Source organism: Pseudomonas sp. AN-B15, assembly GCF_019056475.1.
In the GTDB taxonomy this organism is placed as follows: Bacteria; Pseudomonadota; Gammaproteobacteria; order Pseudomonadales; family Pseudomonadaceae; genus Aquipseudomonas; species Aquipseudomonas parakoreensis.
Genome location: NZ_CP049737.1, coordinates 1370834 through 1383995, shown reverse-complemented (window position 1 = coordinate 1383995; position 13162 = coordinate 1370834). Strand labels below are relative to the sequence as shown.

The 13162-nt window shown below is 60.5% G+C and carries 18 protein-coding genes; all 18 read right to left on the bottom strand.

What is annotated here, in order from left to right; genetic code table 11:
• Positions 1–6 precede the first annotated feature (6 nt).
• The 18 genes from recA to GTQ41_RS06210 all read right to left on the bottom strand — a co-directional run bounded on the left by recA (position 7) and on the right by GTQ41_RS06210 (position 13015).
• Positions 7–1065 carry a recombinase RecA gene (gene recA / locus GTQ41_RS06295; protein ID WP_003222269.1) on the bottom strand — a complete coding sequence of 353 codons (1059 nt, stop codon included), beginning with the start codon at positions 1063–1065 and terminating at the stop codon, positions 7–9.
• 83 nt (positions 1066–1148) lie between these two features.
• Complete coding sequence (locus GTQ41_RS06290; protein ID WP_047291987.1) at positions 1149–1649, bottom strand: CinA family protein; 501 nt, start codon at positions 1647–1649, stop codon at positions 1149–1151.
• A 68-nt stretch (positions 1650–1717) separates the two neighbouring features.
• Positions 1718–2236, bottom strand: coding sequence for a lysis system i-spanin subunit Rz (locus GTQ41_RS06285; RefSeq protein WP_047291985.1), 519 nt, complete (start codon positions 2234–2236; stop codon positions 1718–1720).
• Positions 2215–2781, bottom strand: a complete 567-nt coding sequence (locus GTQ41_RS06280) for a glycoside hydrolase family 19 protein (RefSeq protein WP_047291983.1) — start codon at positions 2779–2781, stop codon at positions 2215–2217. Before GTQ41_RS06280 ends, GTQ41_RS06285 begins: the two co-directional genes overlap by 22 nt.
• A 33-nt stretch (positions 2782–2814) precedes the next feature.
• Positions 2815–3069: a hypothetical protein gene (locus tag GTQ41_RS06275; protein ID WP_047291982.1), complete on the bottom strand. Its 255-nt coding sequence runs from the start codon at positions 3067–3069 to the stop codon at positions 2815–2817.
• Positions 3069–4229, bottom strand: a complete 1161-nt coding sequence (locus GTQ41_RS06270) for a hypothetical protein (protein WP_047291981.1) — start codon at positions 4227–4229, stop codon at positions 3069–3071. Before GTQ41_RS06270 ends, GTQ41_RS06275 begins: the two co-directional genes overlap by 1 nt.
• An 18-nt stretch (positions 4230–4247) precedes the next feature.
• On the bottom strand, positions 4248–4694 hold the full coding sequence (locus GTQ41_RS06265; protein WP_047291980.1) for a phage tail assembly chaperone: 447 nt from the start codon (positions 4692–4694) through the stop codon (positions 4248–4250).
• On the bottom strand, positions 4695–5591 hold the full coding sequence (locus GTQ41_RS06260) for a hypothetical protein (RefSeq protein WP_047291979.1): 897 nt from the start codon (positions 5589–5591) through the stop codon (positions 4695–4697).
• 22 nt (positions 5592–5613) lie between these two features.
• Positions 5614–6180 carry a tail fiber assembly protein gene (locus tag GTQ41_RS06255; protein WP_047291978.1) on the bottom strand — a complete coding sequence of 189 codons (567 nt, stop codon included), beginning with the start codon at positions 6178–6180 and terminating at the stop codon, positions 5614–5616.
• 8 nt (positions 6181–6188) lie between these two features.
• On the bottom strand, positions 6189–7283 hold the full coding sequence (locus GTQ41_RS06250; RefSeq protein WP_047291977.1) for a hypothetical protein: 1095 nt from the start codon (positions 7281–7283) through the stop codon (positions 6189–6191).
• Between the two features lie 136 nt (positions 7284–7419).
• The gene (locus GTQ41_RS06245) at positions 7420–7935 is read right to left on the bottom strand and encodes a hypothetical protein (protein WP_047291976.1); all 516 of its coding nucleotides are present in this window, start codon (positions 7933–7935) and stop codon (positions 7420–7422) included.
• Positions 7932–9083 carry a hypothetical protein gene (locus GTQ41_RS06240; protein WP_047291975.1) on the bottom strand — a complete coding sequence of 384 codons (1152 nt, stop codon included), beginning with the start codon at positions 9081–9083 and terminating at the stop codon, positions 7932–7934. Before GTQ41_RS06240 ends, GTQ41_RS06245 begins: the two co-directional genes overlap by 4 nt.
• Positions 9084–9154: 71 nt before the next feature.
• Positions 9155–9574, bottom strand: a complete 420-nt coding sequence (locus GTQ41_RS06235) for a tail fiber assembly protein (protein WP_131671869.1) — start codon at positions 9572–9574, stop codon at positions 9155–9157.
• A 17-nt stretch (positions 9575–9591) separates the two neighbouring features.
• Positions 9592–10470, bottom strand: a complete 879-nt coding sequence (locus GTQ41_RS06230; protein WP_047291972.1) for a hypothetical protein — start codon at positions 10468–10470, stop codon at positions 9592–9594.
• A gap of 14 nt (positions 10471–10484) precedes the next feature.
• Positions 10485–11084: a YmfQ family protein gene (locus tag GTQ41_RS06225; RefSeq protein WP_108181847.1), complete on the bottom strand. Its 600-nt coding sequence runs from the start codon at positions 11082–11084 to the stop codon at positions 10485–10487.
• Positions 11072–12118: a baseplate J/gp47 family protein gene (locus GTQ41_RS06220; RefSeq protein ID WP_047291969.1), complete on the bottom strand. Its 1047-nt coding sequence runs from the start codon at positions 12116–12118 to the stop codon at positions 11072–11074. The genes GTQ41_RS06225 and GTQ41_RS06220 overlap by 13 nt, the downstream gene beginning before the upstream one ends.
• On the bottom strand, positions 12108–12506 hold the full coding sequence (locus GTQ41_RS06215) for a phage GP46 family protein (RefSeq protein ID WP_047291967.1): 399 nt from the start codon (positions 12504–12506) through the stop codon (positions 12108–12110). The genes GTQ41_RS06220 and GTQ41_RS06215 overlap by 11 nt, the downstream gene beginning before the upstream one ends.
• Positions 12506–13015: a phage baseplate assembly protein V gene (locus tag GTQ41_RS06210; RefSeq protein WP_047291966.1), complete on the bottom strand. Its 510-nt coding sequence runs from the start codon at positions 13013–13015 to the stop codon at positions 12506–12508. Before GTQ41_RS06210 ends, GTQ41_RS06215 begins: the two co-directional genes overlap by 1 nt.
• Positions 13016–13162 lie beyond the last annotated feature (147 nt).

Sequence of the window (13162 nt, the reverse complement as noted above, 5' to 3'; positions counted from 1 at the left end):
CTGCGATCAGATATCAGCGTCAGCCAGGTCATCTTCGGTCTCTTTGACCGCAGAGGCCTTGGAGTCCGCAATCACTGCTGGCGACAGCAGTTTGTCACGCAGCTGCTTCTCGAGCTTGGCAGCGACTTCCGGGTTGTCTGCCAGGAACTTGGCCGAGTTGGCCTTGCCCTGACCGATCTTGGTACCTTCATAGGCATACCAAGCGCCGGACTTCTCGACGAAACCGTGCAGCACGCCCAGGTCGATCATCTCGCCGTTAAGGTAGATGCCCTTGCCGTAAAGGATCTGGAACTCGGCCTGACGGAACGGCGACGCCACCTTGTTCTTCACAACCTTGACGCGGGTTTCGCTGCCGACCACTTCGTCGCCTTCCTTCACCGCGCCGGTACGGCGGATGTCGAGACGGACTGAAGCGTAGAACTTCAGCGCGTTACCACCGGTGGTGGTTTCCGGGCTGCCGAACATTACGCCGATCTTCATGCGGATCTGGTTGATGAAGATCACCAGGCAGTTGGCGTTCTTGATGTTACCGGTGATTTTACGCAGCGCCTGGGACATCAGACGGGCTTGCAGGCCCACGTGCATGTCACCCATTTCGCCTTCGATTTCAGCCTTCGGTACCAGTGCCGCCACGGAGTCGACGATGATCACGTCGACGGCGTTGGAGCGCACCAGCATGTCGGTGATTTCCAGTGCCTGTTCGCCGGTGTCCGGCTGCGAAACCAGCAGATCGTCGACGTTGACGCCCAGCTTGCCGGCGTACTCAGGGTCGAGGGCGTGTTCGGCGTCGACGAAGGCGCAGGTCGCACCGGCTTTTTGCGCCTGGGCGATCACGGACAGCGTCAGTGTGGTTTTACCGGAAGATTCAGGACCGTAGATTTCAACAATACGGCCTTTTGGCAGACCGCCGATGCCGAGTGCGATGTCCAGACCCAGAGAGCCGGTGGAGATGGCCGGGATCGCCTGACGGTCCTGATCGCCCATACGCATTACGGCACCCTTGCCGAATTGACGTTCGATCTGACCCAGGGCCGCAGCCAAGGCTTTCTTCTTGTTGTCGTCCATTAAAGTCCTCACGTAATCAATAAGGCCTGACGGCCAACACCTGTATAAGTAGCCAGTATTATTCCACAGCGTTCGCGGATCGCCTACCCCTGATTTTCGATTTCTCGTGCCGCTAGTCGCAACAGCCCCTCTAGCGCGGCCTTCACCGTTTGTCGGCGCACTTCGTCGCGGCCGCCGGGGAAGTGCTGAACCTCGCTGGAAATCGCATCGCCCACGCCCCACGCCAGCCACACCGTGCCCACCGGCTTGTTCGGTGTACCGCCATCGGGCCCGGCCACGCCGCTGACGGCGACGGCAAACCGCGCCAGGCTGTGCTTCTGCGCACCACGCACCATCGACTCGACGACTTCGCGACTGACCGCACCCACCGTACCGAACAAGTCGGCGGGCACATTCAGTTGCCGGGTCTTCTGCCGGTTGGAGTAGGTCACGTACCCGGCCTCGAACCACGCCGAACTCCCGGGAATCCGCGTGATCGCCTCAGCAATCCCGCCACCGGTACACGACTCGGCCGTGGTGACGTGGGCGTTGAGCAACTGCAAACGTCGGCCAAGCTCGGCAGCCAGTTGAGTGATCTCTTTCACGGTGCGCTCCGGATCGGGTGGAATGACTACCACCGTACACGACCCGGTTGCGCTTTCAATACACAGACTCATTCAAAATGTTCGGGCGCCAGCGCTCTGACATAGGCCTGACAGGCCTGCAGGGCAATCAGTCCGCGGTCGCCGGCGTCGGTGATGGCGATAATTCGTTGAGCATGCGCCGGGTCAAGTCGGGCGCGTACGGCTGCATGATCCACGCCGCCGGGGCCGGCGGTGGCTGGCACCCCGCAGCCTTGGGCAGCGTCGCCGGCGTCGATGAGGACTGACAGGCGCAGATCAGCAGTGGCAAGACGATCGCGCAGGCGATCTTGATCACGTTGGGCATCGCTCATGGCTCGATAGTGGGTTTGTTCACTGGCCGCCAGGCGTTGCTCAAGGGCCAGACGTTTATCCTGCTCGATCTGCTGCGCGGTGGCTGCGGCCACATTCAGCTGATTGAGGGTGTCGGCGTTTAACCGCGCCTGCTCCGCGAGTTGTCGACCGTAGCGCCAGTCCTGAAACTGCCAGGCCAGCGCAGCGGCCACCGCAGCCAGCAGCAAAATGCCGATCAGGCGCCAGGAGATGGACATAGCACCGCCCTCGCCCGCGCCCAGATGTCGAGCCGATCCTGCAGGCCATTCAACCCGCCGTTGATCCGCCGGGTGATGCTGTTGAACTGGTCGCGGTCGGCCAGATCGTTCAGGCCGTTCTGTTCCCAGAACCATGCCGCCGATTCCGCTGCCCATTGCGGTTGCTCAAGCAATTCAGGCAAGGACAGCAGACGCTCATCGCCGAACAGGCCGAGGCTGCACTGGCGATAGTTGCTGCGCCCGGTGATCTGGATCAGCCCGCGACCCCGGTACTTCTGCCCGTCGCCGTCGGCCTCGGGCGTGTTCCCCAGACGCAAGGCCAGCGTGCCGGTGTCGTATTTGCTCAGGTACTGGTTGTTGCCCAGTTCGCGCACGTACTGCAACTGCCCCGACTCGTGGCCGATTTGCGCGAGAAACGCGGCGATGCGTTTTGGCGAGTCGATATGGCGGCGAGTCATTGCGTTATTCAGTGCAGAAACAAAAACGCCCGCTTGGGAGCGGGCGTTGGGCATGATGGTTTTAAGGTTGTCTTCAGTGATTTGCATGATGCGTAATCCTCCCTGGATGCTCCGATTGAATCATGGATGGCGGACAACGCCCCCCAGCCATTTTTTTGCCAGAGTTGTCAGGGTGTTGTTCGGTGCCGCGACTTCGGGGGCTGTGAACACCCAGCCGAGGGTGCCGAAGTTGGCGCTCCAGTCAATTTGCGGTAGCGGAGTAATGTCGGTGATATCGACCCAGATCAGATCCGGGTGAAACATCTCGGCCATGTTGCCGTCAGTCGAGAACAGTTCGACCACAGTGTTGTTGACGATGCGTGCGTAGGTTTTCATCAGGCGTACTCGTAGATGATCACAACGCCACGGGCTCCGGTGGCGCCGGGTCTGCCCGGTTGATTCATAGCATTGGCGATGCCGCCCGCGCCGGAACCATAACCCGAGCCGGGTGCAGCCACAGCTGCCGCAACGCTGCTGCCAAATCCGCCCGCGCCCAAGGGTGAAAGCGCTCCATGCCCGGCAAGAATCGAACCGTTGACGCTGATTCCGGGACTGCCCGCAGCCCCTGCGCTGCTGACAATATTTGCGCCAGTGGCCGCAGTGCTGGGGAAACCACCGACAAACAAGCCAAAATCAGCGAGTCCAATCACACCGACGTTTGGTGCGCCGCCACCACCTGGTGCGGAGACCAAGGATCCGATTGAACTCGTTCCACCGGGCCCGGCATTACCACCGGTTACTCCCCCAGCACCTGCTGCGCCCACTGTCACGATCTGGCTAGCGCCAACACTTGAGGAAGGGATCCAGGCCTCGGCATAACTGCCTGAAGCACCACCTCCCGAGACGGTGATCTGACTGGCATTCGTCGCGGCAATCCCTGCGCTCCCGCCACCTCCGCCGACAATTTTCACCAACACATTCTTCATCCCCACCGTCGGTATATAAGTGCCAGACGAGGTAAACGTCTTCACTCCCAATAACCGTCCACTCGCCGCACCAGCACCGCTGGCATACACCAGTACCCAACTGTCCAGCGCCGCGCTGTACACCACCGAACACACACTGCCGGCGACAATCTCGGCAGGCCGCAACGCACTCAGCGCCAGGCTCACCAGCGGCTTGGGCAGCAAGCCATTCGGAGCAAACGTACTCGCCCCGGTGTTGGCGTTGCCAGCGGTGAAGCGCAGCGCCAGACCGTCCTTCAACGTAGTGATGGCGGGCAGGTAGTTGGCCATGTACAGATTGGTCGCACCGATATCGGTCGCATGCTTGTCTTCACCGGCCTGACTGATTTTTTTCAGCGCCTGCAACAGTTGTGTGGCATCGGTTTCGCTGGGTTCAAGACCTGCAGATTTGACGACATTCAACAGTTCATCGGTAACGCTGTTGCCCCAGGTTGCCGGGATCAGCGATCCGGGCAGGCCAGCGACGGCGTCTTCATTGACGAACTTGCCGTTCACCAGCCCGACGCTGGGAACGCTTTTTGGATAATCCATTTCAACTTCCCTGATGAATTACAGCGCAGCAGCCAGCCACCTCGGCGCTACCGGCCGGTGCTCGGTGAACGGAAAAAAAGAATCTTGCGGCCAGTCTCGCAACTCACGGCGATAGGTTTGCAGTTCGGCGTATTGCTCGGTGGTCAATGTAGTGCCGCCGCCGTCCTCGAGTTCATCGCGGTCACGTGCTACCAGACCGTCGGTGGCGGCGAGTTGCGCGGTGCGCCAATGACGTTCAGCGTCGGCCGCCTCTTCTAATGAAGGCGGCGGCGGGTCAACGAGAATGGGGAAGCCATTATCGGGCCGCACACCAATCACTTTTGCCGAGACCGACAACTGCTGCAGGAGCGAGGTCCAATAGGCTTGGGGAATTTCGATAACGTCGTCGGGAATGTGCGACAAATGGATACCCGGTACATAAACGCCCCGGGTGCTGGCGCTGAAGAGAACACTGTAGACGTTCATTCAATAACCCTTCACCTGATAGTGGACAGTCCAGCCGGCAGAGACCGTGCCGAGATAGCTGCGTATTTTCAAATGGCACCCGAATTTGTTTGCCGCCGGGTTGCCACTCAGAATCACTATGGCGCTATCGCCCCCGGCATGAGTCGCCACGATGTTGCTGAATGCATTGGGGAAAGCGATAGGGAATACGACATTGATATCGCCGTTGGCATCCGAAACTGCCGATCCCCACTGCTCGATAACGCCGCTCGCAAACCGCTGATAGCCGGCATCACCAAAGACACCGGAATGAATCGAAGCGAACCGGTCGCTGACCGAGCCGCCATAAAGGCGCCAGTCGTTACCTGTGCGGAAAAGCTGCGCGGAGTCACCGATACCCAGTACCAGCGACCCCACCGTATTACTGCTGACAATACGGTCGTTCGGCGCCGGGTTGATCGTCAGTACACCAGTGCCAAGATTAAGGATGGTCAGCGTGCTCGTGCTTATGACACTGGTGGTGACCGGCATCGTGGCCGTGACCGACGTGTTGCTGTTGAAACTTACTACTCCCCCCGCTTGAGCCGCTGTCAGAGCAGCGCTAGTCGCATAGGTTGTGAAACCGGAAAATTGCGTACCGCTGCGGTTCACAAACCCGGTGGTGGCTACGTTCTGGCTGTTATCGAACTGTTGTGGTGTCGCAAACAATCGGTTGCTGCGCAAGGCAGTCAGCAGCTGATCGGTCTTGGCTTCTGACGCGGCGAGGCCCGCTGCCTGGATGACATTCAGCAACTCTTGGGTAACGCCGTTGCCCCAACTGGCCGGAATCAGCGACCCCGGTTTGCCGGCGATCGGGTCTTCATCGACAAACCGGCCGTTGACCAGACCGGCACTCGGAACACTGTTTGGGTAGTCCACGGTACTTCTCCTTGTGTGTGAGTCAGGTGTTTACTGCTGACCCGGGCGCAACCGGCCAGGTGATTTCATCGGGGAAACCAGCCTGTTTTTCGATCCGGTTCAGCTCTACGCTGTAAAGCTTCCACTCGATCAGCAGCAGTTGTTCGTCATCGCTGGCATCGCCGATATCTTCGGCGTATTGCAGCGGGGCGATGCGCAGGACGGCATCACGTAACAATGCGTCGCGCTGGCCGAGCGATTGCTGTCTGATGCTCGCCAAACGAGCTTGCTCATCCAGTTCCCAAGCGTTGTCGCGCCAGATGTGGAATTCACCTGGCCATGGTTGCGCGGTCAGGGTGTCCGGCAACTCACCCAGCTCGGTCCAGATCTGTTGCGCACCGCCGTCCTTGCGATAAACCATGCCTCGACGATCGATCACCTCACGCGGTACACCGTTGATCAGTGCCCAGCTACGACCGGTTTCCGGCTCAGGTAACTCGTACGCCAGCTCAACAGCATTACCGGGTAGCTGGACACCAATGCCGGGCGTGACAATGAACTCGACGGGCCCGGACAGAGCGCCCGAACCATCAAATAGATAATTGAACATAAAGTGCCTCAGATGAGTTTGATGCGGCCGGGATAGGCGATGTTGCGCGGGCGGGATTTGAAGGCGTAGAGCAAAACTGCTGCGGTATCCCTCTGGTAGGTGGTGTTGACCGGAAAGATCGGGCCGCCATTGACCAGCCCTGTAACGTATTGGGGCTCTTCACGCGTATCTGCGCCAAAGTAGGTCAGGCTATCCGACCAATAAGCGCCGACAGCACCTCCGCCGTTGGCGCCCTGGGCATACGAGTGCAAAGATCCAGGCTGAAAAGTACCCATCGCCCGCCCTGCATCCACACCACGGCCTTCATCCAGAACCCGCAGAAATTCCCCTCGCCCTTCGGGGCCACGAAAGGTCGTCGCACCGTCACCTATGGTCCATTTTCCCTCGGAGCCTACGCGTGAGGCTTCAGTCCCCAGCATTCCCGATTGCTGGGCGTGATCCCACAGCCACGGCCATTCCGCACGCTTCATCACGGTGCCGTTCAATGCACCGTAACCGCCGGGACTGAGCATCAGAGTCGTCTCGAAAAACGGCCGTCCCAGCGGGGTATTGTCAAAGCGACCTACCGGCCACCAGCTCCCAGCCCCGTCACTGCGCAAATGCCACCAGTCACCGCCGCCCATCAATACGAAGAACGGATAACCGCTGGCCGACAGATGGGTGTGAAAACGAATCCCGTCAGTACCTGACGCCTGGATGACCATGCGATTGCCGCTGTTGTCCACCCGCCGAACAATCACGTCGCGCACACCGAGTGCGGCGTTGGCCGGTGGCAGCAGCACGGTCACAGCCCCCGGGCTGCCGTCGATCAGCACCAGGCCGAGCTCGGCCTCGGTCAGGGTTTTCGACGCGGACAATCGGGTGATGACCGAACGCATCGGGCTGGCTCTGCCGATAATCGACTGAATCGCCTTGTACAACTGACCGGTATCGGCTTCAGCAGCCACCAACCCGCCACCGTTAATCACACTCAGAATTTCCTGAGTCACGCTGTTGCCCCACACCGCCGGAATCAACGAACCCGGCGTGCCAGCCACAGGGTTTTCATCGACGAAGCGACCATCGACCAGGCCGACGCTGGGGACGCTTTTTGGATAATCCATAGGTTTCTCGTTCCTCTGAAATACAAATGATCCGCGTCGCGGCGATCGCGAGTACGAGCCAGCGGCGGTCTGTTTTCTGAAAATAAAAAGCCCACATCGAAGTGGGCTTGGGTGATGCAGAACGAAGGCGTTGCGACTAGAGATTCTGGCTGCTGACCAGTTCGCGAATCGCCGCCAACGCGTCATCGCTCGCTCTTCGCGCCAGATCGGGATTGCCTTTGGCCGCGTGCGCACGGATCTGCTGTTTGGCCTTCAGACGCAAAGTGCGCAGGGCCAACAAGTGATCGGTAAGCTGATCGGCCTTGCTCAGAATCTGTTCGGCAGCCTGTTTGGCAGTTCGACCTTTGACTACCCAAGCAGCAACCGAAAGTGGCACCTCTTTTTTCGGATAACCGGCGTCCTGATAGGCCTGGGCGTCGGCGGCGGCCTGGGCGTACTCCATGGCTTTGAGCGGGTCGCCGGCCAAAACGGTGCGAGCACTGTCGGCCGCCGAGTCGACCTTGGAACACCATTGCTCGGCTTCGTGAAGCTCCAGCTCGGCGACTCTGGAAGCGTTCAACTGCCACGTTTCTCCATCCCAGACATGGGCACTGGAGGGCTGTGCTGGACGCAAGCCTTCCTCGAACTGATGCAGCTCTTGAATGATGATCATCGGATCAGCTCCCAGGAAAAGTTCACGTTCACGGCGGCGGCGAAATTGACCGCAATGCCATTTGCGTAATCGGCCGGGCCAACACTCTTGAGCCCCATGCTGAACAATAATTCGTCACTGGCGGCATTACTTGCGCCCAACGTGTGTTCGGCCTGATACGACTGCCACAGCGAGCGCAATTCGTTGTGATCGAAGCTGGCAGTCAAGGTCGAAACGGTTGTGTCGCTGACCACATTGCTGGAAAAAATCAGTACGGCGCCGCCCGCTGTTGCCCAGCCATCCCAGTTGTTGGACGTCCCGACAGTCGGGTTGAGGTAGCAGTAATTGCCTCCAAGCCAACCCGTCGGCGCGAAGTTCACGCTGGTAATCCCGGTGGGATGCGGCGTCGGGTTACCCACCACCAACCGTGCCGCTCGGGCATGCGGATCAAGTGGCAGGTAAACCACGCCATTGCCATTGACGGTCTGCGTCCACGACAAGCGGTTACGGTTGTAGATCGCCCTGACAATGGGTATAGACCCGGGTCCCGCCGTAACGACCCAGGCCAGACAGATGTCCAGCGGCGTCGACTGGAAACCACCGCCCGCCGCACCATTGACCGTCCCTTTCAAACCGTCTGGCGTAGCGTCGTAAATCGTGCCGCGCTGCATGTAAAAGGTCAGCGCGCCCGCAATCACCTGCGCCCGGAGAAAGTAGCCGGTACTCGGCAGCAAATCGGGACTGCTCCACATCTGGGTGGTGAACGTACGCGCACGCCCCAACTGCCCGGCCACCACCTCCTGACCAAGGCTGATCAGCACTCCAGCCGGAATTGATACCCGACCACCACCCGTCGAAACCGCCGCCGGCGTGATCGCCAGACGACCGTCCGGCGTCGCCACCGTCGCGGTCGGGAGAGCACCGATCGGTAGCGCCGAATCCAGATTCCAGCCCTTGGCCGAAACGCTCTGAATCGCCTGCAACAACTGGTCGTATTTCTTCTCGTCCGGAGTCAGATCCCCAGCCTTGATCACGTTGAGAATTTCCTGCGTGACCCCGTTGCCCCAATCAGCAGGAATCAGCGACCCCGGCGTCCCGGTCAGCGGGTTTTCATCAATAAACTTGCCATTCACCAGACCGGCGCTGGGCACACTTTTTGGATAGTCCACGGACGGACCTCCCGTTATTCAGAGTGATGGATTTTTTAGACAGGTTTTCAGGCTTCCGACCGGAACAGTTCTCAGGCGGGCAGCACAGGCCAGACCACGTTTTGCGGATAGCCCGGCTGCTTGTCGATCTTGTTCAGCGCCAGTTTGTAGGTCGCGAATGCCTTGAATCGCTGCATATCGTCTGCATCGAGCAGGCCCGCGATGTAGGCGTCCGCCATGCCGACGGTTTGCTGATCGGCTTCGGCCAACAGCTCATCACGGCGCGCCAAGGCGGCAGCTCTTCGCTCGCCATCAACCACTTGCGAAGCGTTCGGCAAAGAATGTTTGGTGACCTTGCCGTCGGTATATCGCCAGATGCCGTCGCGCTCATCAATCGTGCGCAGGAACAGTTCTTCTGAGATTTCCACCGCGCTGACAGGAATCTGCAGGTGAATAGCCGAGTCGTATCGCCCAAGAAGTTCGCCCTGGGCATCGAAATCAATGTATTTCATGGTGTTCACCTCCGATTTCAAAAGCCCATGGCGAACCAGTTCCAGCCACCAGGATCGATATTGGAGAAGCGCTGGAACTGGCTGAGCGAGAGTCTGTAAAAAGAAAAACGTATATCCGCGAATCCCGGTGAGATATCACTGCCAGACAGAAAAAGTACCGAGTTCGGAAAGGCAATCGGGTAGGTGATGGTTTCACTCAATGCACCACCGGTGGCAAGGCCCCATTGCAAAATCAGGCCGCTTGGAAGACGTTGGTAGCCCCCGCTCGTACCCAGTGAAGCGGTGAACATCGGCGAATATTTGAGCGCGCCATCGCCGGAGTCCAGCCCCCACCCCCCACCCAATAGCAGTCGCCTGAAGGTTACGAAACACCCCCCTGCAAATGACAAGGACGTAGCGGATACCCCATTGATGGTGCTCAGACTTTCACCATTACGAGCCTTTACCGTCAAACTACCGGTGCTGCTCAGAATCCTGACCAGTCCACCAGGAGAAACACTGGACCAATCAGGCAGAGTCACCGTACATGGGCCAGTGAAGACTGAAAGCTTGCCAACATCAGCAGCCGTCAGCGTGACATCCCCTGCATAGTTGGTCTGCCCTGCCAGACTGCCCAGCGCGCGCTGAACAAATTCTGTCGTCGCAACCTTCTGACTGACATCGAACTGCGGTGGCGTTTCATACAGTTTCTTGCCACGCAGCGCCTCGAGTAACTGCGTGTTGAGCCCCTCGGTGGGTTCAATCCCGGCAGCCTTGATAACCGTCAAAACCTCTTCGGTCAGGGCGTTGCCCCACTCCGCAGGAATCAACGATCCGGGGGTTCCGGTGATCGGGTTCTCATCGACAAAACGACTGTTGACCAAACCGACACCGGGCATGCTCTTCGGATAATCCATCCCCTCATTCCTCCCTAGTCATAATTGATGTGCACCTTGGTATGCGCCGGCGCACTGCGGTGGATCAGGCATTCAAGCGCCGAGCCCGGGTTCACGCCAAAGCGCTCGCCCCAGTAACTCGCGCCGTAGCGCCGACCCAGCAGCAGGCGGCCGCCGGTGTTGAGGGTCCACATGAACTGAGCTTCCCAGGTCCCCCAGTGCGCTGCGCCAAAACGCGAGCGGCCCATGCGTGGGGCTTCGTGTTCGGTGATGCTGGCGTTGGGGTAGCCCTGGCTTTTGGCGATGTCGAGGTAGTAACCGACGGCCTGGCTGCCGACCGCGAGCAAGCGGCGGCGTACGGCGAGGCGGCGGTCGTCGAACAGCGGTGTAGCGCCCAGGCACGGGTCGGGCAGCTCCATCACTCGCTCCCAGTCCGGCACCAGTTCGCTGACGCCTGCCGGGTCCATCTCGTTGAGCAGGTCGGCGGCACGGGCATCGAGACGGGCCAGCTCGACGGCGACGCCTTGCAGCACGTCCTCGAGTTCCGGGACGCGTTCCGGATCCCATGCTGGGCCGCTCGGCAGCAAGGCGCGTAGTTGCGCCTGGTATTGCGCGGCGGTTCTTATGCCCCCCATACGCAACCTCCGAAGGTGAGCAGCTCGCTTTGCCCGGCAGGCACGTCAGCGGCCGGTTCGGTCAGCGTGTGATCGTACTCACCGCCGGCGCTGCTGATGGCTTCGCGGATATGGCTGATCAGCAGCGCCACACCGAGGTCGGCCTCGCGGTTGTGCAAGTCGCGCAGCTGCGCTTCCACGGCGGCGCGCAAAGCGGTGGTGTCCGGATTGACGCTCTTGAAACGGTACACCACCGGTACCTGAATCGGCCGCTGCACATGCACTTCCGCGGTCACCGGACGCAGCGGTTCGATGTACGCCTGAACCTCCGCCAGTTGTTCATCGTTGGGCACCGGTTGCGGGTCTTCATCACGCATGATGAACACCGTCACTGTGCCTGGCCCGAGCAGGCCGCCACGGCACCAGGCCCGCGTCACACCCGGCACTTCCAGCGCCCAGGTCTCGTAATCGCTCGCCGAACCGCCGTGGGGGATCACGCGATAAGAGCGGATCACCCGCGAGCGCAACGACTCCAGGCTTTCTCGCGCCACGCCACCACTGAGGCCGGGTGCGAGCACCACAAAACTGTTGCCGACCACGCCGGCGATCGGCTGCACCGGGTTCAGCGCCAGACCGGCGTCGGCATTGCCCAGGCTGCCAGCGTCGAGTGCAGCAATCGTGGTGGTGTTGCCGCCACTGACGGTAGTGCGCGCGGCGGTGACTTTGTAGGTACGGCCATCGCTTGCTTGCAGCAGCGTGTCAACGTCGAGCACCGCGCCGGCAGTGGCGGTAAAACTGACGCTGCCGGTGGCGACTTGCGCCGGTTTGCGTGGCTGGTTCAAACGCAGTGCGGCAATGCGTTCCAGGGTCGATTCGTCGGCCTTGTCCGGCAGGATCTGCTCGGCAATCCAGTCGAGATAACCGTACAGACCATAAGCCGCGCCACCGAGGGTGCGGGCCAGCACTTGCGCATCGGACTGGCGCAGCGAATCGCCGGCCAGGTCGCTTTGGGTGCGCTTGATCAGCACCGGCAGCGAAGGGGTTTCAAACGGCATAGATCACCTGCCAACTGTTATCGGGGTTGATGTCCAGACGTTCGCCGTCGGCCAGGGTCAGGACCGTGCGCAGGTTCAGGCGCTGGGCGTCGAGGCGTTCGCTGATGATGTCGATGGCGTTGCAGTGGCCGTCGTCGATCAGCCATTGCAGGGCTTCGCGGGCATAGAACTCGGCGTCCATCTGGGTCTGTCGGGTCAGCTTGACCCGACGCAAAAGCCACAGCCGCGAACCGATGCGATCGTCGGCGACGCTGGGAAAGCTGTCGCCCCACCAGCCGAAGCGCTCATCGTCGTCGAGGGCGTCGTCATCGGCGGCGCGGCGCCAGGTGAACAGGCTGATGAGCACGGCGCGGGTCAGTGCGGCGTGGAGGTTCTGGCTGATAAACATCATTGGCCTCCTGCCGGCGCACCGGTCTGGCCGCTGCCGGCCTGCACGCCGACGTGCACGTGTTTGATCTGGCTGATGCCACCGGCGAGTTGATCGCCGGTGGAAACGATCTTGCCGGTCTGGTTGATCACCGGCGTGTCGACGTTCACCGCGCTACTGGCGCGGATGTTCAGGGTGGCGGTTTCGATGTCGATGATGCGCCCGCGCTTGAAGTGAATTTTGTCGCCCTCGTCGGTGTAGATCGCCACTTCGCCCGAGGCCAGCGACTGCAGGCGATAACGGCGATCGGCGACCACCAGGGCAATGGCGTGGGAACGGTCGCCGCCGAGAAACGTGACGATGCCCTCGGCGCCGGCCAGCGGGTTGCTGGTGAAACCGTACGGTTCGAAATGCTCCAGGTCGTCGTTCACTTCACCGGCGGTGAGGCGCATTTGCAGCGATTGCAGCTTGGAAGCCGAGTTGGCGAGCACGACAGTGCCGCGCGCCAGCAGGCGTGTCAGTAGGCTCATGAATTGATCCTCGATACTTTGCCAACACAAAACCTGTGGGAGCGGGCTTGCCCGCGATGGCGGCGTGTCAGGCAAAGAAGTGTTTGCGGTAACCTGCGCTATCGCGGGCAAGCCCGCTCCCACAGGATCAGGTGATGCCCTTCGGTT

What these genes read in the sequence shown, in the direction of transcription:
- GTQ41_RS06215 (WP_047291967.1), bottom strand. Translation starts at nt 12,506, where the DNA reads ATGTTTATCAGCCAGAACCTCCACGCCGCACTGACCCGCGCCGTGCTC.
- GTQ41_RS06280 (WP_047291983.1), bottom strand. Translation starts at nt 2,781, where the DNA reads ATGCAAATCACTGAAGACAACCTTAAAACCATCATGCCCAACGCCCGC.
- GTQ41_RS06230 (WP_047291972.1), bottom strand. Translation starts at nt 10,470, where the DNA reads ATGGATTATCCGAAGAGCATGCCCGGTGTCGGTTTGGTCAACAGTCGT.
- GTQ41_RS06285 (WP_047291985.1), bottom strand. Translation starts at nt 2,236, where the DNA reads ATGTCCATCTCCTGGCGCCTGATCGGCATTTTGCTGCTGGCTGCGGTG.
- GTQ41_RS06255 (WP_047291978.1), bottom strand. Translation starts at nt 6,180, where the DNA reads ATGTTCAATTATCTATTTGATGGTTCGGGCGCTCTGTCCGGGCCCGTC.
- GTQ41_RS06265 (WP_047291980.1), bottom strand. Translation starts at nt 4,694, where the DNA reads ATGAACGTCTACAGTGTTCTCTTCAGCGCCAGCACCCGGGGCGTTTAT.
- GTQ41_RS06250 (WP_047291977.1), bottom strand. Translation starts at nt 7,283, where the DNA reads ATGGATTATCCAAAAAGCGTCCCCAGCGTCGGCCTGGTCGATGGTCGC.
- GTQ41_RS06245 (WP_047291976.1), bottom strand. Translation starts at nt 7,935, where the DNA reads ATGATCATCATTCAAGAGCTGCATCAGTTCGAGGAAGGCTTGCGTCCA.
- GTQ41_RS06275 (WP_047291982.1), bottom strand. Translation starts at nt 3,069, where the DNA reads ATGAAAACCTACGCACGCATCGTCAACAACACTGTGGTCGAACTGTTC.
- recA (WP_003222269.1), bottom strand. Translation starts at nt 1,065, where the DNA reads ATGGACGACAACAAGAAGAAAGCCTTGGCTGCGGCCCTGGGTCAGATC.
- GTQ41_RS06225 (WP_108181847.1), bottom strand. Translation starts at nt 11,084, where the DNA reads ATGGGGGGCATAAGAACCGCCGCGCAATACCAGGCGCAACTACGCGCC.
- GTQ41_RS06220 (WP_047291969.1), bottom strand. Translation starts at nt 12,118, where the DNA reads ATGCCGTTTGAAACCCCTTCGCTGCCGGTGCTGATCAAGCGCACCCAA.
- GTQ41_RS06235 (WP_131671869.1), bottom strand. Translation starts at nt 9,574, where the DNA reads ATGAAATACATTGATTTCGATGCCCAGGGCGAACTTCTTGGGCGATAC.
- GTQ41_RS06270 (WP_047291981.1), bottom strand. Translation starts at nt 4,229, where the DNA reads ATGGATTATCCAAAAAGCGTTCCCAGCGTCGGGCTGGTGAACGGCAAG.
- GTQ41_RS06210 (WP_047291966.1), bottom strand. Translation starts at nt 13,015, where the DNA reads ATGAGCCTACTGACACGCCTGCTGGCGCGCGGCACTGTCGTGCTCGCC.